The organism is Rhodococcus sp. IEGM 1305 (assembly GCF_030058635.1).
Taxonomy (GTDB): domain Bacteria; phylum Actinomycetota; class Actinomycetes; order Mycobacteriales; family Mycobacteriaceae; genus Rhodococcus_F; species Rhodococcus_F opacus_D.
Genome location: NZ_JASHKX010000002.1, coordinates 57411 through 76495, shown reverse-complemented (window position 1 = coordinate 76495; position 19085 = coordinate 57411). Strand labels below are relative to the sequence as shown.

The 19085-nt window shown below is 69.0% G+C and carries 19 protein-coding genes; 7 read left to right on the top strand and 12 right to left on the bottom strand.

Features of this window, described 5'->3' with window-relative positions; genetic code table 11:
• The first annotated feature begins 36 nt into the window (after positions 1–36).
• The gene (locus QM693_RS04225; protein ID WP_005263316.1) at positions 37–753 is read left to right on the top strand and encodes a response regulator transcription factor; all 717 of its coding nucleotides are present in this window, start codon (positions 37–39) and stop codon (positions 751–753) included.
• Entirely contained in the window at positions 750–2114 is a 1365-nt protein-coding gene (locus tag QM693_RS04220; protein ID WP_283351514.1) for a sensor histidine kinase, read from the top strand. The genes QM693_RS04225 and QM693_RS04220 overlap by 4 nt, the downstream gene beginning before the upstream one ends.
• 30 nt (positions 2115–2144) lie before the next feature.
• Here QM693_RS04220 and QM693_RS04215 read toward each other — a convergent pair whose 3' ends face one another.
• The 5 genes from QM693_RS04215 to pdxH form a co-directional block, all read right to left on the bottom strand.
• Positions 2145–2507, bottom strand: coding sequence for an FKBP-type peptidyl-prolyl cis-trans isomerase (locus tag QM693_RS04215; RefSeq protein ID WP_280778592.1), 363 nt, complete (start codon positions 2505–2507; stop codon positions 2145–2147).
• A gap of 47 nt (positions 2508–2554) precedes the next feature.
• Positions 2555–3850 (bottom strand): citrate synthase, encoded by a 1296-nt coding sequence (locus tag QM693_RS04210; protein WP_005244092.1) that lies wholly within the window; start codon positions 3848–3850, stop codon positions 2555–2557.
• Positions 3851–4278: 428 nt separating this feature from the next.
• Complete coding sequence (locus tag QM693_RS04205; protein ID WP_283351513.1) at positions 4279–5238, bottom strand: aldose 1-epimerase family protein; 960 nt, start codon at positions 5236–5238, stop codon at positions 4279–4281.
• A gap of 52 nt (positions 5239–5290) precedes the next feature.
• Positions 5291–6577: an MFS transporter gene (locus QM693_RS04200; RefSeq protein ID WP_283330749.1), complete on the bottom strand. Its 1287-nt coding sequence runs from the start codon at positions 6575–6577 to the stop codon at positions 5291–5293.
• Positions 6578–6619: 42 nt separating this feature from the next.
• Positions 6620–7291, bottom strand: coding sequence for a pyridoxamine 5'-phosphate oxidase (pdxH, locus tag QM693_RS04195; RefSeq protein ID WP_283351801.1), 672 nt, complete (start codon positions 7289–7291; stop codon positions 6620–6622).
• Between the two features lie 270 nt (positions 7292–7561).
• On the opposite strand from pdxH, the gene QM693_RS04190 reads away from it, so the two are divergent.
• On the top strand, positions 7562–8692 hold the full coding sequence (locus QM693_RS04190; protein WP_280778595.1) for a citrate synthase 2: 1131 nt from the start codon (positions 7562–7564) through the stop codon (positions 8690–8692).
• A gap of 41 nt (positions 8693–8733) precedes the next feature.
• On the top strand, positions 8734–9855 hold the full coding sequence (serC, locus tag QM693_RS04185; protein WP_280778596.1) for a phosphoserine transaminase: 1122 nt from the start codon (positions 8734–8736) through the stop codon (positions 9853–9855).
• Positions 9856–9918: 63 nt separating this feature from the next.
• Here serC and QM693_RS04180 read toward each other — a convergent pair whose 3' ends face one another.
• Genes QM693_RS04180 through QM693_RS04155 form a run of 6 tightly spaced genes read right to left on the bottom strand, consistent with a single transcriptional unit; the run spans position 9919 to position 16005 of the window.
• Entirely contained in the window at positions 9919–10404 is a 486-nt protein-coding gene (locus QM693_RS04180) for a nucleoside deaminase (protein ID WP_280778597.1), read from the bottom strand.
• Positions 10401–11381 (bottom strand): ornithine cyclodeaminase family protein, encoded by a 981-nt coding sequence (locus QM693_RS04175; protein ID WP_283351512.1) that lies wholly within the window; start codon positions 11379–11381, stop codon positions 10401–10403. The genes QM693_RS04180 and QM693_RS04175 overlap by 4 nt, the downstream gene beginning before the upstream one ends.
• A 23-nt stretch (positions 11382–11404) precedes the next feature.
• Positions 11405–12328 (bottom strand): ABC transporter permease, encoded by a 924-nt coding sequence (locus QM693_RS04170; RefSeq protein ID WP_283330746.1) that lies wholly within the window; start codon positions 12326–12328, stop codon positions 11405–11407.
• Positions 12325–13443, bottom strand: coding sequence for an ABC transporter permease (locus QM693_RS04165; protein ID WP_283351511.1), 1119 nt, complete (start codon positions 13441–13443; stop codon positions 12325–12327). Before QM693_RS04165 ends, QM693_RS04170 begins: the two co-directional genes overlap by 4 nt.
• Entirely contained in the window at positions 13440–14987 is a 1548-nt protein-coding gene (locus tag QM693_RS04160) for an ABC transporter ATP-binding protein (protein ID WP_283351510.1), read from the bottom strand. The genes QM693_RS04165 and QM693_RS04160 overlap by 4 nt, the downstream gene beginning before the upstream one ends.
• 1 nt (position 14988) lies before the next feature.
• Positions 14989–16005: a BMP family protein gene (locus QM693_RS04155; RefSeq protein ID WP_283351509.1), complete on the bottom strand. Its 1017-nt coding sequence runs from the start codon at positions 16003–16005 to the stop codon at positions 14989–14991.
• 176 nt (positions 16006–16181) lie between these two features.
• Between QM693_RS04155 and QM693_RS04150 the strand changes: the two genes are divergently transcribed.
• The 3 genes from QM693_RS04150 (at position 16182) to QM693_RS04140 (ending at position 18767) form a co-directional block, all read left to right on the top strand.
• Positions 16182–16928 carry a GntR family transcriptional regulator gene (locus QM693_RS04150; RefSeq protein ID WP_283351508.1) on the top strand — a complete coding sequence of 249 codons (747 nt, stop codon included), beginning with the start codon at positions 16182–16184 and terminating at the stop codon, positions 16926–16928.
• A gap of 117 nt (positions 16929–17045) precedes the next feature.
• The gene (gene sepH / locus QM693_RS04145; protein ID WP_009478031.1) at positions 17046–17903 is read left to right on the top strand and encodes a septation protein SepH; all 858 of its coding nucleotides are present in this window, start codon (positions 17046–17048) and stop codon (positions 17901–17903) included.
• Between the two features lie 72 nt (positions 17904–17975).
• A complete protein-coding gene (locus QM693_RS04140; RefSeq protein ID WP_283351507.1) occupies positions 17976–18767 on the top strand; it encodes a DUF6928 family protein in 792 nt (263 codons plus the stop codon).
• 25 nt (positions 18768–18792) lie between these two features.
• Here the strand turns inward: QM693_RS04140 and QM693_RS04135 are convergent, their stop codons facing one another.
• Entirely contained in the window at positions 18793–19083 is a 291-nt protein-coding gene (locus QM693_RS04135; protein ID WP_283330740.1) for a DUF2537 domain-containing protein, read from the bottom strand.
• Positions 19084–19085: the final 2 nt, after the last annotated feature.

The window sequence follows — 19085 nt, the reverse complement described above, 5'->3', positions numbered from 1 at the left end:
CACGCTCAGTGGTCGCGCTCACGGCACAATGCAGGAGTGACCGTCACCGACTCAGCCAGTGTCCTCGTGGTCGACGACGACGAGGACGTGCGGACGTCCCTCGAACGCGGCCTGCGGCTGTCCGGATTCACCGTCCTCACGGCCGTCGACGGCGCCGACGCGCTCCGGGTGGTCAGCGAACGACGTCCGGACGCGATGGTGCTCGACATGAACATGCCGGTCATCGACGGCACCGGCGTGGTGACCGCCCTGCGCGCGATGAACAACGACATCCCGATCTGCGTGCTCAGCGCCCGCGACACCGTCGACGACCGCATCTCCGGCCTCGAGTCGGGCGCCGACGACTACCTGGTCAAGCCGTTCGTCCTCGCCGAACTGATCGCTCGGATCCGGGCGATGCTGCGGCGGCACGGAACGACGGCCGCCGCGCCGGCCGACTCGCCCGCGACCCCACCGATCCGCGTCGGTGCGCTGGAGATCCGGACGTCCGCACGCAGGGTCTTCATGGCGGGCGAGGAGGTCACGCTGACCAAACGGGAATTCGAACTCCTCGAGGTTCTCGCCCGCAACGTCGGCATCGTCCTGAGCCGTGAGCGACTCCTCGAACTGGTGTGGGGGTACGACTTCGTCGCCGACACCAACGTGGTGGACGTGTTCGTCGGCTACCTGCGTCGCAAGTTCGAAGTCGGTGGTCAACCGCGCATCCTGCACACGGTCCGCGGAGTCGGGTTCGTGCTCCGGGAACCGTCGTGAAACGGTCGTTCTCCCTCCGGACCCGCGTGGCCGCCGCGACCGCACTGGGGGCGACGATCATCGTCGTGGCCCTCGGCATCCTGGTGTCGCTGGCGATCAACCGGAACAACCTGTCGCAACTCGACCGGCGGCTGGAGACGGCGTCGGACGTCCTGGTTCCCAACGCGGCCACCGCGGGACTGTTCCTCGGGGCACTGGGCGACAAGGGTGCGTTCGCCATCACCATCCGTTCGGCCGACGGCAACACCGTGCTCGTCAGCACCCCCACCCAGCTGCCCGAACTCGACCCGGGCCAGCAGACCGTCGAGGTCGGTGACACGAAGTACCGGGCGTACACCGCGACCGTTCCGCTCCTCGGCACCCGGATCTCCCTGGCCGTGCCGTACGCCGAAGCCCAGGACGTGACGTCGGAGCAGCAACGACAGGTGGCCCTCGTCGGAGTGCTCGCCATCGCCGCGGCCAGCGGTCTCGGCTGGTTGTTCGGCGGTCGGGCCGTGCGACCGCTGGTCGACTTGACCGGCCGCATCGTGCGCCGCGAACCGAAGCTGACACCCACGACCTCCGGTGTCCGGGAGGCGGACGAACTGGCCTCCGCTGCGGAATCGATGCTGCGCGACGTCGCGGAGGCGCAGGACGCGACCACCGCCGCGCTCGCCACCGCACGCGACTTCGCGGCTGTCTCGGCACACGAACTCCGGACCCCGCTCACCGCGATGCGCACCGACCTCGAGGTCCTCACCACTCTCGACCTGACGCCGGAGCAGCAGCACGAGATCCTCCGCGACCTCGCCCGCTCACAAGACCGGGTGGAATCGACGCTGTCCGATCTCGAACGCCTCGCCCGCGGCGAACTGTCCACCGACCAGGACTTCGTGGACTGCGACCTCGTCGACATCAGCGACCTCGCCGCCGAGGAGGCGATGCGTCACAATCCGGGACTGCAGGTGACCGTCGACGCGACCCCGGTGACGGTTCGGGGCATGCCCGGTGGGCTGCGGCTCACCCTGGACAACGCCATCAAGAACGCGGTCCGGCACGGCGGCGCCACCGCGGTGACGATCACGCTGAGAGCGGCCGACGGCATCACCACCGTCATCGTCGACGACAACGGGTCGGGGGTGCCCGAGGCCGAACGGGCCGTGGTGTTCGAACGGTTCCACCGCGGTTCCAACGCAACGAAGAGCGGGTCGGGCCTCGGCCTCGCGCTCGTCGCGCAGCAGGCGGCACTGCACAACGGCAGCGCACGTTTCGAGGTCAGCCCGCTCGGTGGCGCGCGCCTCGTCGTCGAACTCCACACCGACACCACACACCAGCCCCCGAAAGCGGAAGCAGGAAAAGCGGAAAGCCCCGCGTCACCGTGAGGTGATGCGGGGCTTTCGGTGCTGGGGAGACTATTCCTTCACGTCCAGCAGGTCGATCATGAAGACCAGCGTCTTGCCGGACAGCTGATGTCCGGCGCCGGCGGGACCGTAGGCCAGCTCCGGCGGGATCGTGAGCTGACGACGTCCGCCCACCTTCATGCCGGGGATGCCGTCCTGCCAGCCCTTGATGAGGCCGCGCAGCGGGAACTGGATGGACTCGCCGCGGCTCCAGGAAGAGTCGAACTCCTCGCCGGACTCGAACTCGACGCCGACGTAGTGCACCTCGACGGTGCCCCCGGGTACGGCCTCGGCGCCCTCTCCGACCACCACGTCCTTGATGACCAGGTCGGTCGGGGCAGGTCCGTCTTGGAACTCGATCTCGGGCTTGGTCATATGTCCTCCTCGGTGAGGCCTCTATGGTTCGGCACAGGAATTCGCGATCAGCGACCTGTGACGTCCTTGTAGTCACGCTCGGTGTAACCGGTGTAGATCTGGCGCGGACGGCCGATCTTCGTAGCGGGATCTTCGTGCATCTCGCGCCAGTGTGCAATCCACCCGGGCAAGCGGCCCATGGCGAACAGAACGGTGAACATGCGCGTGGGGAAACCCATCGCGCGGTAGATCAGACCCGTGTAGAAGTCGACGTTCGGGTACAGCTTGCGCTCGACGAAGTAGTCGTCGGTGAGCGCCGCCTCTTCGAGCGCCATCGCGATGTCGAGCAGCTCGTCGTCGCCGCCGAGCTTCTCGAGGATGGTGTGTGCCGTCTGCTTGACGATCGCCGCGCGCGGGTCGTAGTTGCGGTAGACGCGGTGCCCGAAGCCCATGAGCTTCACACCGTCTTCCTTGTTCTTGACCTTGCGGACGAAGTCGTCCGCGTTGCTGCCGCTGGCCTTGATCTCGTCGAGCATCTCCAGCACGGCCTGGTTGGCGCCGCCGTGCAGCGGGCCCCAGAGTGCGTTGATGCCACCGGAGATCGAGGTGAACAGGTTGGCGTCGGACGAGCCGACCAGCCGCACCGTCGACGTCGAGCAGTTCTGCTCGTGGTCGGCGTGCAGGATCAGCAGCATGTCGAGAGCCTTGGCGATCTCGGGATCGATCTCGTAGGGCTCCGCGGGGAAGCCGAACGTCATCCGGAGGAAGTTCTCGACCAGGTTCAGGGAGTTGTCCGGGTACAGGAACGGCTGCCCGACGGACTTCTTGTACGCGTAGGCCGCGATGGTCGGCAGCTTCGCGAGAAGTCGGATGGTCGACAGCTCGACCTGTTCCGGGTCGGCCGGGTCCAGGGAGTCCTGGTAGTACGCGGACAGCGCGTTGACGGCGCTGGACAGGACCGGCATCGGGTGTGCGTTCCGCGGGAATCCGTCGAAGAACCTCTTGAGGTCCTCGTGCAGCAGCGTGTGGCGCCGGATCCTGTCGGTGAACGACTCGAGCTGCGCCGTGGTGGGCAGCTCACCGTAGATCAGCAGATAGCTGACCTCGATGAAGGTCGACTTCCCGGCCAGCTGTTCGATCGGGTACCCGCGGTAGCGGAGAATCCCGTGCTCACCGTCGATGTAGGTGATCGCGGAGCTGGTGGAGGCGGTATTGACGAAACCCGGGTCCAGGGTGGTGTACCCGGTGCTGGCGAGCAGCTTGCCCAGTTCGATACCGTCATTGCCCTCGGTTGCCCTGGCAATGGACATCGTGTGCTCACCACCAGGGTAGGTAAGCGTGGGCTTTGTGTCATTGTCAGGCACGAAGCATCCCTCTCAAGCTCAAACCAATGAGTAACAACTTCATTCAGGTAGAAACTAGTCCCACTCTGGCCTGCGTGCCGAAGGCGGGTCCGCTCAGAGCCCGCGATCAGGGTCCGCCGCGGGATGCGCGGCGACCACCGGGAAGGGTCGCCGAACGGGATCGGCGAGTGTCCGATTTGCCCGCACGGCACGGGAGTGGAATCGGTGAGGGCCAGTTGCCCGAGACTGGACTGGCCGCGTTACCTGCACAGATACCGAAGACTGCGGAGAACGCACACCGCGATGCGCGAGGCGGTGAGGGAAGAACAGAAGGTGACACAAAGCGCCGCAGCCGCGACAGAAGAACCCCCGCCCGACGTATCGGCCGGACCGCGACCGGTGTTACACCGTCTCACCAAGTGGGCACTCGATGCTCGAAAGTTGAACCGCTACGCCACCGCGGACATGCCCCACACACCCGTCCACTGCTGCCCCGGAGCGAGCACCAACTGATCGATCCCGGAGTTGAACGCGTCCGGCGGGCACGTCATCGGTTCGAGCGCCAGCGCCCGCCCGCGGCCCGGGTACGACTTCCCGGCGTCCGGATCCGCGACGAACGCCTGCAGCCAACCGAACTCACGAGCCGCCCACAGGATCGTTCCAGTGCCGTCCGGCGCCCGCAATTCGTGCCGCGACCTGCCGTCCGCGTCGACGTCCAGTGCACTGAACGGGGTGTCGAGCGCAACGCCCGCCAACGTGCGCGGGCTGGTGAAGTCGTATTCGGTGCCTGCCACGGGCTGCGAACCCCCACTCGGCAGCATGCGCTCGTCGAGAGGCAGCCGGGTGCCGGCGGACAGTCGCAGCGTGCACTCGTCGAGCGGGAAGTCGCCGGCGCGGACGTAGGAGTGGAAGCCCATCCCGAACGGGGCCGGGATGGCTCCCGTGTTGGTGGCGGTGTGCGTCACGGTCAGGCCGTCGTCGCCCACGACGTAGGCGACGGTGAGCCGCAGCGGGTACGGCCACCCCTTGTGGAGGCCGACGTCGATCGACAACTCGATGCGGTCGTCGGCGTGATTCACGACACGCCAGTCCCGGCGTCGGACGAATCCGTGACTGGCATTGCCGAATGTCGGTTCCGTGATCTCGAGCTGATGGTCGATGCCGTCGAAGACGAACTGGCCGTCGCGGATCCGGTTGGGCCACGGCGCGAGGATCAACCCCGCCGACAACGGTGGCCGGGTTCCGATGTCCCACGTCTCGGTGAGCGCCATCGGCCCCTCCGGACCGTCCCATTCGAGTAGCCGTAGTCCGGCGCCGGTGGCCGCGATACCGGCCCGGTAGCCGCCTCCCCGGATCTCGAATCCGGCCGTGGCAGGCCTGTCCGTCTTCGAAGACTGCGGTTCACCCATGCACTTCAGTGTGCCCGAGATGGGCACGAGATATGTGATGGCGCACAGGAACCTAGCGGGTGACCTTGTACCGCACCAGTGCCGGGAACGCGAGCGCGGCGATCACCACACCGACGACGACGAGGACGCCGCCGCCCGCGGCCGCCACACTCGTCCCGACCGCCGCCGCGGCCGCGCCGTGCACGACGTCACCGATCCGCGGGCCCCCGGCCACGACGACGATGAAGACGCCCTGGAGTCGTCCGCGCATCTCGTCCGTGGCGACCTGCTGGAGCATGGTGCTGCGGAACGCGGCGGAGACCATGTCGACGGCACCACCGAATGCGAGGAACGCGAGAGCGATCCACAACAGGACCGGACTGTCGCCGGGCGACGCGAGCCCCACCACGACGCCGAAGCCGACCATCGCGAGACCCCACAACACGATGCACACGATCACGGCGAGGCCCTGGCGCCGGACCCTCGGCAGCCAGCCGGAGAACACCCCACCGGCCACCGCGCCGAAGGACATCGCCGCGAACAGCAGGCCCAGCGCCACACCGCCCGATGCCGGATCGCCGAACGTGTCGTGCGCGATCTGCGGGAACAACGCCCGCGGCATGCCGAACACCATGGCGATGATGTCGACGACGAACGACGCGAGCAGGACCTTCTGCGTCGCGAGGTAGGCGAACCCGTCGAACACCTCCCGCAGCCCGGCCCGGCGCGACTCCCCCGTCGGCGGAATGGCAGGCAGCCGGAGCACCGCCCACAGCGTGGCCAGCAGGGCGATCGAATCGACGAGATACAGCGTCGACAGCCCGACCGTCGGAATCATCACGCCGGCGAGCAGCGGTCCGGCGATGGCGCCGAACTGCATGACCGTCATGTTGAGCGAGTTGGCGGCGGCCAGCTGTTCCGCGGGGATGAGCCGCGGGATGATCGCACTGCGGGTGGGCTGGTTGACCGCGAAGAACGCCTGTTGCAACCCCAGCAGTCCGAGCACCAGCCACACGTTGTCCAGGCCCAGCGCCGCCTGCACCCAGAACAGCACGGACGTCACACCGAGTCCGACGGTGGTGATCGTCAGCAGTTTCCGCCGGTCCATGACGTCGGCCAGCGCGCCGCCCCACAACCCGAACACGATCAGCGGTACCAGCGCGAAGACACCGGTCAGACCCACGTACGCCGAGCTGCGGGTGATCTCGTACACCTGCTGCGGCACGGCGACGACACTGAGCTGCCCGCCGATCACCGTCACGATCCCGGCCGCCCACAGGCGGCGGTAGTCCCGGTTCTGCAGCGGCGCCGTGTCGGCGAGCAGCCGCCGCTTCTTCTTCTCGGTGACGGTCTCGGTCATTCTTCCCTTAGCTCGTTTCCCATGCTCACTATTCCCAGGCCGTCACGGCTGCAGTCGCTCCACCGTCCACGAGCCGTCGACCAGCGACGTCCGGATTCGGTTGTGCATCCGGTTGGCGCGGCCCTGCCAGAACTCCACGACCGTGGGGCGGATCAGGATTCCCCCCCAGTCCGGCCGGACCGGGATGTCGACGTCGACGGGGAAACGCTCCGCCGCGTGCAGCAGCGCGGCGTCCAGTTCGGCCCGCGAACCGATCGGCTTCGACTGCTCGGAGGCCCACGCCCCCAGCCGGGATCCGCGGGGCCTGCTGTGCCAGTACTCGTCCGTGACCTCGGCGCTCACGCGCTCGACTGGACCGCGGACGGTGATCTGCCGGGCGACGGGCACCCAGGTGAACGTCACCGACGCGTAGGGCGCCGCCTCCAGCTGGCGGCCCTTGTCCGAGTCGTAGTTGGTGAAGAACAGCACACCGTCGGCACTCAATCCCTTGCAGAGGACGGTGCGGGTGCACGGATGTCCGTGCTCGTCGACGGTTCCGAGTGTCATCGCGTTGGGTTCGGGAACCCCGGCCTCCACGGCGTCCTCGAGCCACACGCGCATCAGGGGAAGCCAGCCGTCGCTCAGCTGGTCGGCGTCCAGATCGGAGTCGACGTACCGTCCGTCAGCGCCCTGGTGTGCGTAACCGACGCGCATGGCCGCGAGGTTCTTGTTCACCGGTTTCGGCTGTTCTGCATCTGGAGACACAGCCGAGAACGCTACTCCCGGGTATGCACTGATCAACTCTCCGGTGACACCGGCTAAAGTTTTGGGGACCGAACCCGTCCCCTCGGATTGCAGCCGCGATCGTGCGATGCCCGGGGAAGGGAAGTCGATTGCGCGGACGAAGGTGCCTGCCCATCCCGCATGCACGCCGAGCGCAATTGTCGAACGCCGAGACAGTGCCGCTCTGACCGGGGGCACTCGAACGAGGAGAGTCCACGAGCTATGTCAGCTAGCGCGGCAATACCGGACGATTTCGTCAGCGGACTGGAAGGCGTGGTCGCGTTCACCAGCGACATCGCCGAACCCGACAAGGACGGCGGCGCCCTGCGCTACCGCGGCGTCGACATCGAAGAACTCGTCTCCAAGCACGTCACGTTCGGCAACGTGTGGGCCCTGCTCGTCGACGGCCGCTTCGGCCCCGGACTACCCCCTGCCGAACCGTTCCCGCTGCCCGTGCACACCGGCGACGTCCGCGTCGACGTCCAGGCCGGCCTCGCCATGCTCGCCCCCATCTGGGGATACCAACCCCTCCTCGACATCGACGACGACACCGCCCGCGAACAACTCGCCCGCGCCTCCGTCATGGCCCTGTCCTACGTCGCCCAGTCCGCCCGCGGCATCTACCAGCCCGCCGTCCCGCAGAAACGCATCGACGAGGCCAAGACCGTCACCGAACGGTTCATGGTCCGCTGGAAAGGCGACCCCGACCCCGCCCACGTCGCCGCCATCGACGCCTACTGGGTCTCCGCCGCCGAACACGGCATGAACGCCTCCACCTTCACCGCCCGCGTCATCGCCTCCACCGGCGCCGACGTCGCCGCCTCCCTGTCCGGGGCGATCGGCGCGATGTCCGGCCCCCTGCACGGCGGCGCCCCCGCCCGCGTCCTGCCGATGATCGAGGACACCGAAAAGTCCGGCGACGCCCGCGCCCTGGTCAAGGGCATCCTCGACCGCAAGGAAAAGCTGATGGGCTTCGGGCACCGCGTCTACCGCGCCGAAGACCCCCGCGCCCGGGTGCTCCGCGCCACCGCCAAACGCCTGAACGCCCCCCGCTACGAGGCCGCCGCCGCCCTCGAGCAGGCCGCCCTCGCCGAACTGCGCGAACGCCGCCCCGACCGGGCCATCGAAACCAACGTCGAATTCTGGGCCGCGGTCATCCTCGACTTCGCCGAGGTCCCCGCGCACATGATGCCCGCGATGTTCACCTGCGGCCGCACCGCCGGCTGGTGCGCCCACATCCTCGAGCAGAAGCGTCTCGGCAAGCTCGTCCGCCCCGCCGCCATCTACACCGGACCCGCACCCCGCACCCCCGAATCCGTCGAGGGCTGGGACCAGATCGCCCACACCAGCTGACCGTCTCCCCCGCCAGAACCAGTAAGGAACAGAAAGTAGCGATGACCTCCACACCGATCATCCCCGCAGACCTCCTGCCCGCCGACGGACGTTTCGGCTGCGGACCGTCGAAGGTTCGGCCCGAACAGCTGCAGTCGCTGGTCGAGGTGGGCTCCTCGGTGTTCGGCACCAGCCACCGCCAGAAGCCTGTCAAGGACGTCGTCGCCAGCGTGCGGTCCGGCCTCGCCGATCTGTTCTCCCTGCCCGAGGGCTACGAGGTGGTGCTCGGCAACGGCGGCACCACCGCGTTCTGGGATGCGGCCGCGTTCGGCCTGATCCGGGAGAAGTCGCTGCACCTCACGAACGGTGAGTTCAGCTCCAAGTTCGCGTCGGTCGCGAAGAACAACCCGTTCATCGGCGACCCGATCGTCGTCTCCGCCGACCCGGGCAGTGCGCCCGAGCCGGTCTCGGATCCGTCCGTCGACCTCATCGGCTGGGCGCACAACGAGACGTCCACCGGTGTCGCGATCCCCGTCTCGCGTCCCGCGGGCTCGGAGAATGCGCTCATCGCCATCGACGCCACGTCCGGCGCCGGCGGCCTGCCGGTGAACGTCGCCGACGCCGACGTGTACTACTTCGCCCCGCAGAAGTGCTTCGCCGCCGACGGTGGACTCTGGATCGCGCTGATGAGCCCGAAGGCGCTCGAGCGCGTCGCGGAGATCAAGGATTCGGGTCGCTGGACCCCCGACTTCCTGTCGCTGCCCATCGCCGTGGACAACAGCTCCAAGGACCAGACGTACAACACCCCGGCGGTCGCGACGCTGCTGCTGCTCGCCAACCAGATCGACTGGCTGAACGGAAAGGGTGGCCTCGACTGGGCCACCTCGCGTACCGCCGATTCGTCCTCGCGCCTGTACCAGTGGGCCGAGGCCAGCGACTACGCCACCCCGTTCGTCACCGATCCCGCTCACCGCTCGCAGGTGGTCGGCACCATCGACTTCGACGACAAGATCGACGCGGCTCAGGTGGCGAAGATCCTGCGCGCCAACGGCGTCGTCGACACGGAGCCGTACCGCAAGCTGGGCCGCAACCAGCTGCGTGTCGGCATGTTCCCGGCGATCGATCCCGAGGACGTCTCGCAGCTCACGAAGAGCATCGACTGGGTCGTCTCGCAGCTCGGCTGAGTCCCGGCACCCACGTCCGTCAGCCTCCGGCACCTCGGTGCCGGGGGCTGACGGCGTTCGGGGTCAGTCCGTGTCGAGGAAACGGTGGAACGGTGCGAGCGCCTCGTCGCCGAGATGCGGTCCGCTGACCTCGATCTCGACGCTCGCGGATTCGAGCACGTCGGAGCAGCCCAGCGTGAACCGGGGACCGTCCGGGAGTATCCGGGAGAAGTCCGCGGACGACGCCGCGTAGACCACCCGCGTGATGCCGGCCCACACCATCGCCGCGCTGCACATCGGGCACGGCTCACCGCTGGCATACATGGTGGCGCCGACGAGGTCGCCGGTGCGTCCCTCACCGCAGGCGGTGGTGATCGCGTCGAGTTCCGCGTGCTCGGTGACGTCGGCGGACGTCGCGACGGAGTTGGCGCCCTCGCTGATCACGTGACCGTCGGCCCCGACCGCCACCGCACCGAACGGTCTGTTGCCCGCGTCGCCCGTCTCGTCGGCGAGTTCGATGGCTCGCCGCAGGTGCGCAAGGTCCGCGTCGTCGACATCGCTCTGGCTCATCGACTCAGATCCACTTCTGTTCCGACGCCCCGTTCCCGGGCTCTGTCGATCAGTATGCGCGCCGCGGCGAGGTCCTGGAGGCCGATCCCGACGGAGTTGTACAGCGTGATGTCCCGATCGGAGGTGCGGGCGACGGTGCGGCCCGCGATCACGTCGCCCAGCTCCACCGCGACGTCGTCCTCGGTGATCGCTCCCTCGGCGAGCGCCAGCAGCGTCTCCCCCGATTTGGTCATGGTGGTGGCCACCGAGTCGACGACCACCCGGGCACGCCGCATGCCCTCGCCGTCGATCTCCCGGTGGTCCGCGCGCGGGGGCGCACCGACGGCGTTGACGTGCAAGCCTTCGCCGAACCAGGCTCCCCGCACGATCGGGTCCCTCGACGGCGTGAGTGTGCAGAGGACGTCGGAAGACCGGGTGACCGCCTCGGGCGAGTCCATCGGCTTGACCGAGATTCCGAGATCCTCTGTTCGGCTGCGGAATTCCTCGACCGTCGCGTCCGAGCGCGACCACACCAGCACCGTCTCGACGTCCGACACCCGGGTGATCGCCCGGGCGTGTTCGACGGCGAGGGTCCCGGCGCCCACCAATCCCAGCACCCGGCTGCCTCGGCGGGCGAGGTGTTTCGTGGCCACGGCGCTGGCGGCGGCGGTGCGCACGGCAGTGATCAGGCGGCCGTCGAGCAGGGCCTCGCACTCGCCGGTGTCCGCGGACGTCACGAGCACGGCCGAGCGTTGCACGGGCAGACCGCGGGCGGCGTTGCCGGGAAGATCGACGAGCATCTTCACCGCGGCCGCGCCGGCCGACTGAGCCGCCGCAACCATCGGGACGAAGGCCGCGGACTGCAGGGTCATGGCGGGTGGGGCGGGTGCGGACGCCGTCCCGGCTGCCAGGTCGGCGTGCGCCCGTTCCACCGCGGCGAACACCTCGGCGCGGTCGATGAGGCCGGCCACGTCGGAATGGGAAAGGATCAGTGTCACAAGAGTTTCCTCGCTGAGATCGATCAGGACGCGCGCGCGAACGCGACGGTCAGGTTTGCGGGTGAGCGACTGTTGCGGATGAATCCACTGACCGCGACGATCGCGATCACGTAGGGCAGCATGACGAGCAGGGCGAACGGGACGCTGACACCGAGCGCGGGCAACGCGAACTGGAGCGCCTGCGCGATCCCGAAGAACACGGACGCCCAGATCACGCCGAGCGCGCGCCACCTGCCCGCGATCACGGCCACGACGGCCAGGTACCCGATTCCGGCGGTCATGTTGTCGCTGAACGAGCGCACCTCGGAAAGCGCGAGCTGCGCCCCGGCCAGTCCCGCCGTCAGTCCCGCGACGAGCACGCACAGGTAGCGGATCTTCCGCACCGGCAGTCCACTCCAGTCGGCCGACTTCGCGTCTTCCCCGACCGCGTCGACGACGAGACCTGCCCGCGTCCGGCGCGACAGCGTGACGGCCAACAGCCCGACCACCGCGAAGCAGAAGTAGCCGAGAGCCGTCTGGGAGAAGAGAGCCGGTCCGAGGATCGGGATCCGGTGCAGCAGCGGGATCTCGAGTGCCGCGAAACCTGGGGCATTCTGCCCCTTGCCGTCCGCGAGCAGCAGCCGGGCACCGTAGGTGGTGGCACCGAGCGCGAGGGCGTTGCTCGCGATGCCCACCACGATCTGGTCGGCCCGCAGCGTGACGCTCAGCAGTGCCTGCAGCAGTCCGAACAGCACCCCGGCCGCCAGTCCGGCCGCGAGACCGCCCACCGCGGATCCGGTGGCGACGGCGCCGAGCACGCTGGCGAACGCCCCGGTCAGCATCATGCCCTCGAGGCTGAGGTTCAGTACGCCTGCCCGCTCGCTCACCAGTTCCCCGCTCGCGGCCACCAGGATCGGGAGTGCGAATCCCACGCCGCTGACGGCGATGTCCGACACCGTGTTCATCATTGCTTCGCTCCAGCCAGGTCGGGGACGTCGTGGGTCTTCGCCGTCGTCGCGGCCGCGGATCTCGATCTCCCGCCGGTCGCGGTCCACAGCACCGCTCCCGCGATCAGGATGATCATGAGCGATTCCACGATCGACACGGTCGAGGCCGGAACACCGGCTGCGAGTTGAAGATTGATTCCACCGGACACGAGGAAGCCGAGCAGTAGCGACACGGCGCCGACGGCGAGCATGGAACCGCGCGCCAGGAGTCCGACGACCAGACCGGAGAACCCGTAGCCGGAGGAGAATCCTTCGACGAGCACGAACGGCGCCGTCGCGACGAGGATCCCGCCCGCGAGCCCGGAGAACGCGCCTGCCGAGGACAGGCTGAGAAATCGCAGCCGTCCGACCGGCAGTCCCAGCCGCGCCGACGCGTCCGGGTTCAGGCCGACGGAGCGCAGTCGCACGCCGACCGCCGTCCGGCGCAGGATCACGCCGACGATCAGCACCGCGACCACGGCGATCCACAGCGCGATCGTCCCCGGCGAACGCTCGATCCCCAGCAACGGCAGGTGCGCGGTTTCGATCAGCGGCGCGGACTGCGGCAGTGTCTCCGACGACGTGACGGGCTGGCGGAGGAGGCTGGGCTCGTGCACCATCAGCAGCACCAGCGCGAGGCCGACGAAGTTCAGCAGCAGCGTCGTGATGATCTCGCTCGTGCCCCGGCGGACCCGCAGGTACGCGGCGATCGCGGCCCATGCCCACCCGGCGCCGGCCGCGGCGAGGAGTACCGCGGTGACGGCGATCGGGGCGGGGGTGTCCTCCCCGAGAGCGGTGCCGACCGCGGTCGCGGCGATGCCCCCGACGCACAGCTGGCCCTCGCCACCGACGTTCACCAGTCCGGCCCTGTGTGCGACGGTGAACCCGGCCGCGACGAGAGCCAGCACCGCGGCAGTGTTGAGCGAGACTCCGATCGCGTAGCTGCTGCCGAACATCCCCTCGGACAGCGCGTCGACGGTCTCGGGCACGGTGGCACCCGCGGCCGCGGCGAGGAGCAGTCCGACGAGTCCCGCGACCGCGATCGCGGCGATTGCCACCGGAAGTGGGTGATGCACCCAGATTCGAAGTCGAGTCATGCCGCCGTTCCCGTCATCAGTTCACCGATGCGCTGCCCCGCAGTGGCCGCCGCCGTGTCGACGGGCCCGAGCAGGGCCCCTCGGTAGCTGACGAAGATGCGGTCGCACAGCGCGAGCAGTTCGGGGATCTCGCTGGACACGACGAGGACTCCGTTTCCCGCGGACGCGCAGCCGCGGAGTTGGTTCAGAACGAATTCGACCGCCCCGATGTCGAGTCCGCGGGTGGGCTGCGCCGCGACCAGACACTGCAGGTTCTCCGTCGACAGTTCGCGGGCGAGGACGACCTTCTGCTGATTGCCGCCCGACAGCGAACCCATCGATGTACCCGGTCCGGGTGTCCGTACCGAGAACTGCTCGATCAGGTCCCCGGCCGCGGCGTCCATCCGGCGGCGGTCGAGCAGACCCATCCTGCGGAAGCGGTGCAGGCGGCCGAGGAAGAGGTTCTCCGACAGGGACAGTTCCGCCACCATCGCCTCCCGGTGGCGGTCTTCCGGCACCACCCCGAGACCGAGCCGGGTGCGTTGGGCCGGGGACGCCGACGTGATGTCGGCGTCGCCGAGCGTGACCGTGCCGGACTCGGGTCGGGTGGCACCGGAGAGCACGGCGACCAGTTCGCTCTGCCCGTTCCCCTCGACGCCCGCGATCCCGACGATCTCACCGGCCCGCACGTCGAGCCCCACGCCGGACAGGGCGACGCTGCCGTCCGCCCGGGTGGCGCGGACGCCGCGGAGCCCGAGGACGACGGGGCCGGTCGCCCGCCGCTCGGGCATCGCGCCGCCGTCGCTCTCCGCGCCGACTCCCGCGGCGAGCACCGGACCGAGTTCGGACACCGGTCTTCCGACCATCGCCGTCGTCAGCTGGGGGATCGTCAGCTCCGACATGCGGCCCCCGCCTGCCACCTCACCCCCGCGCAGTACGGTCGCGGCGTCCGCGACGCGGGCCACCTCACCGAGTTTGTGGGTGACGAGGACGACGGCCTTGCCCGCCGCCGCGACGGCCTGGCACGTCTCGATCAGGGCGTCGATCTCGCCGGGGTCGAGTACCCCGGTCGGCTCGTCCAGCAGGATCAACGCGGGGTCGGTGAGCAGGGCCTTCACGATCTCGACCTTCTGCCGCGCACCGATCGGCATGGCGGAGACCAGCGCGTCCGGATCGATCCTCAGGTGATAGTCGTCGGCGAGTCGATCGAGGCGGGTCCGCAGTTCCGCGCGGCGCAGTCGCAGTCCCCGTCCGGTGAGCAGCAGGTTTTCGGCGACGGTCATCGTGCCGATGAGACTGAAGTGCTGGTGCACCATCGCCACGCCGTCCGCCATCGCGGCCGCGGGCGAACCGGGCGCGTATCGGCGACCGGCCAGGGTCATAGTTCCGGTGTCCGGCCGCAGACCGCCGTACACCACGTTGCAGAGCGTCGACTTCCCGGCCCCGTTCTCCCCGAGGATGCAGTGCACCGTGCCGGGTTGCACCGACAGGTCGACACCGCGGAGGGCCCGGACGTCGCCGAAGCTCTTCCCGATTCCGGTGAGTTGCAGTGCTGGTGTGCTCATGTCAGCCCGCTCGGTAGGGCTCGACGGCACCGGTGGCCAGGGCGGTCTTCGCCTTGCCGAGTGCGTCGGCGACGGCGGGGTCGGCGCTGCAGAGCAGGAAGTCGGTGCCGCCGTTCGGTGACGTCAGGCCGAACGCCACGTTCTCGGCCTTCCACGTTCCGTCCAGGGTGGACTGGACGGCGTACTCCACTTCCTTGCCGATGTCGGTGTGCACGTAGCCGACGTAGGCGGGGTTCGAGCAGTCGCCGGGAATCGGGCCGCCCACCATCAGCGCGCCCGACTGCGCGGCGGCCTGTTCCAGCCCGGACTTGCCGAGGTTCACGATCTGCCCCACCGCGCCTGCGCCGGCGCCGTAGTTGGCGAGCGCGGCCTGCTTCGCCTTGGCCGGGTCGTTGAAGTCGCCCAGGTACTGCGGGGTGAGCACCTGGGTGCCGGGCCGTGCGAACTCGGCGCCGTTGCCGAAGGCCTTCGCGGCGTTCACGATGGCGGGCAGTTCGACACCGCCGACGAACGACACGGACGGGGTCTCGGACGCCGTCGCCGCGACCGCTCCGCTGAGGAACTCGGCCTCCGCCTGCTGCGGGTCGTAGTAGGCGAGGTTCGGCAGCGGGGACGCGTCGGCGGGTCCGCCGATCTCGACGAATTTCACGTCGGGGAACTGGGGTGCGACCTTGCGGACGTCGGCGTCCGTCTGACCGCCGAGCGAGACGACGAGGTCGTTCGCGGTCGCGAACCGCACCAGGGCCTGCTGGTAGTCGGCGGCGGCGACCTGCTCGACGTAGCTCAGTTCCACCCGGTCACCGAGGGTTTCCTCGAGACGTTGGTAGCCGAGGTATCCCGATTCCATGAAGCCCGTGTCGGAGACGGAGCCGGGGAAGAACACTCCGACGCGGAGGGTGTCACCGGAGGCGGTGCCGGCGTCCGACGACCCACAGGCTGTCAGGGTCGCCGCGAGAGCCGCGGCCGCGCACAGCGCGGGGACGAGGGTTCGGGCTCGGGCGGAGAGGGTCGTGTTCACGCGCTGGACTCCTTGACTCAGGAACCGCCACAGTTAGCGGTATACCGTTATTTGAATCTTGGAGGCGCGGCATTTCCGCCGTGTTACACAGACGTAAGGACCCGCATCCACCCGAGGGCGGCGCATGGGTGCGTTCTACGGTGGCGGACGTGGCCACCATGACGACAGGAGACCGGGTGAACGGTGCAACCGACGCGTCGGCGCCGAAGTCACTGCGCGAGACCGCGTACGAAGAACTGCGCAGGCGCATCGTCAACCTGCAGCTCGCGCCGGGCCAGCGCCTGATCGAACGCGACCTCGCCGCGGAACTGCAGGTGTCCCGGATCCCGCTGCGCGAGGCCCTGCAACAGCTCCAGACCGACGGACTCGTCGTGATCGTTCCGCGACGCGGAGCGATCGTCGCCCCGTTCGGCGTCGACGAGGTCCGCGACCTCTTCGACGTCCGCGAAAGCCTCGAGGTGCTCGCGGCCCGGCTCGCCGCGCAGCGAGCGGACGACTCCCATCTCACGGCACTGCGCGACCAACTCACCGCGGCGCGTTCGGCCACCGTCCGCGACGACAAGCCCGCGATCGCCGCCGCGAACGCCGCATTCCACACCGTCATCGTGGAGATGTCCGGCAGCCCCCTGCTGCAGTCGATGCTGCAACCCCTCGCGACGCGCGTGCAGTGGTTGTTCCACCTCACCAAGGAACGCGATCCCGGACAGCAGTGTGACGAGCACGCCGAGTTGTACGACGCGATCGCGGCGGGCGACGCCGACCGCGCCGCGGACATCGCGTACCGGCACGTCGCGTCGGGCCGCGAACCCAGCCTCGAGCTGGCCGAACACTGGTCCGCACCGGCGATCGACCCGGTCGAGGCCACCCGCACGAGGCAGCGCACACCCCGCAGGAAGGACCGATCACGAAACGACGAAGCCTAGCGCGCACGCGACGCCGGGACGGGATTTACCCGCGCGTGTCCTGCCGCGCGGGCTGTCACGAATGAATTACAGTTGCGCAGGTGCAAAGTCGCGAGCCGGCGCGATAAGGAGGTCAACGTGCGAGAGCTTCGAGTGATCGGTCTCGAGCCAGATGGATCGCACGTCGTGTGCGCAGATGCCAGTACCGGCGAAAAATTCCGGCTTCCCGCCGATGACAAACTCCGCGCCGCATCCCGCGGGGACATCGCTCGACTCGGCCAGATTGAGATCGAAATGGACAGTCAGCTCAGGCCCCGCGAAATCCAGGCCCGCATCCGTGCCGGCGCCTCCGTCGAACAGGTGGCCGACGAGGCCGGTATCCCCCTGGCGAAGGTGGAGCGGTTCGCCTATCCGGTCCTGCTCGAACGTTCCCGTGCGGCCGAGATGGCGCAGGGCGGACACCCGGTCCGCGACAACGGCCCCGCCGTTCCCACTCTCGCCGAGATCGTCACGCAGGCGTTCCGTGCTCGGGGGCACAACATCGACGACGCCACGTGGGACGCGTGGCGCGACGAGGACAATCACTGGGTCGCCCAGCTGCAGTGGCAGGCCGGTCGGACCACCAACGCGGCGCACTGGCGGTACCAGCCGGACGCGCACGGTGGCACCATCGTCGCGCTCGACGACACCGCGTTCGACCTGATCGATCCCGACTTCGGCCGTCCGCTCCGCGGATTGGCGCCGGTGGCGTCCGACGAGCCGGAGCAACTCGAACTCGCCGAGTTCCCCACCGAGGTGGAGGTGCCGACGATCGAGCCCGAGGAGATCATCGAGGCCGACGTCACCGAGGAACCCGAGGACGAGCCCGCCCCGTCCGAGGAACCCGCCGCACCCAAGATCGCCCCGCACCAGACGAACAACAAGGACAAGCGCGGCAAACCCGCCCTCCCGTCCTGGGACGACGTCCTGCTCGGTGTCCGCAGCAGCGGACGCTGACCGTCTGCGCGGTGAGCAGGCCGGAAACACGGTCGGGGTCGTACTCTTTCAGTAAGACACCGGAAGAGAGGGATGACCGTGGGGGCCAAGGTATCAACGATCTGGTACGTCGACGTCCCCGACCCTGCGGCTGTGCTGCGCGGCCACCCGGAGCCTGATCCGGGCGCGGCGCAGCAGCTCGCCTCCCGTCTCTATCCCGACCTGGTGGCCACCCCCACCGGCCCGGTTCCGCTGGCCGAGGCCGCACGGCTCGACGCCGCCGGGACCGTGCACATCGGTTCCTACCCCGGCGTCACCGTCGTGTGCGGGCCCGATCTGGCCGTCCCCCGACCGTCGACGCTGCCCGAAACACGCGTCCGGCCCACCGAATTCGCGAAGACGTACTACGTGGCGTCCAAGCCCGACATCGCGTGGGGCTCGTTCGCGATGTGGGAGGACGGGCACCTGACTCGATCGTTCAGCGCGACACCGGTCCACATCCACGAGGACCTCGGCCTCCCCCTGGTGTGGGAGAGGCCGTTCTGGGCGGGCGACTTTCCGCTGAAACATCCGGCGGGTGTCCTGCCCGACCCGCAGTCGCTGCCGTTCCACCCGCAGCAGTTCGCCGAGGGCGCCAACCGGGAATGGCTGGGCTTCCGGTACACGGGCGCCCCCGAGGGCACCGAGATCGACCCGAAGACGCTCACCGTGCTCGGCTTCACCGTTCACCCGCCCGGCGAGGGTCCCGAAATCGAGCCTCCAGCCGAGGTGGAACAAGCCGAGGTGGAACAACCTGCCCCCGCTCCCGCCCCCGGCCCGGTGCCGGCACCCGCTCCGCCGCCGGCTCGCAAAGGCGGACTCCTCCGCCGTTACTTCGGTTTCTGACCACTCCGGCCGGAGTCAGGCGGAGTCAGGCGGCACCGACGAGCAGCGCCGTCCAGCCGGCGACAACTCCGGTCGCAGCCCCGTACACCAGCCACCGCCAGACCGGTGTCCGGCGCAGCCGCCACACCGACGGCGCGACCCCGGCGACCACGACGAGTTCGAGGACCACCGCCAGGACGAGGTTGATCCGGGCGAGCTGCGAGCCGAAGGCCATGATCGCGACCGCCACCACGGCTGCGGCGAACCCCGCCACGAGAAGTCCCGTGAACCACGGTGTTCCCGTCGGCTGCGGATACGGGGAATGAGGGTGCAGCATTC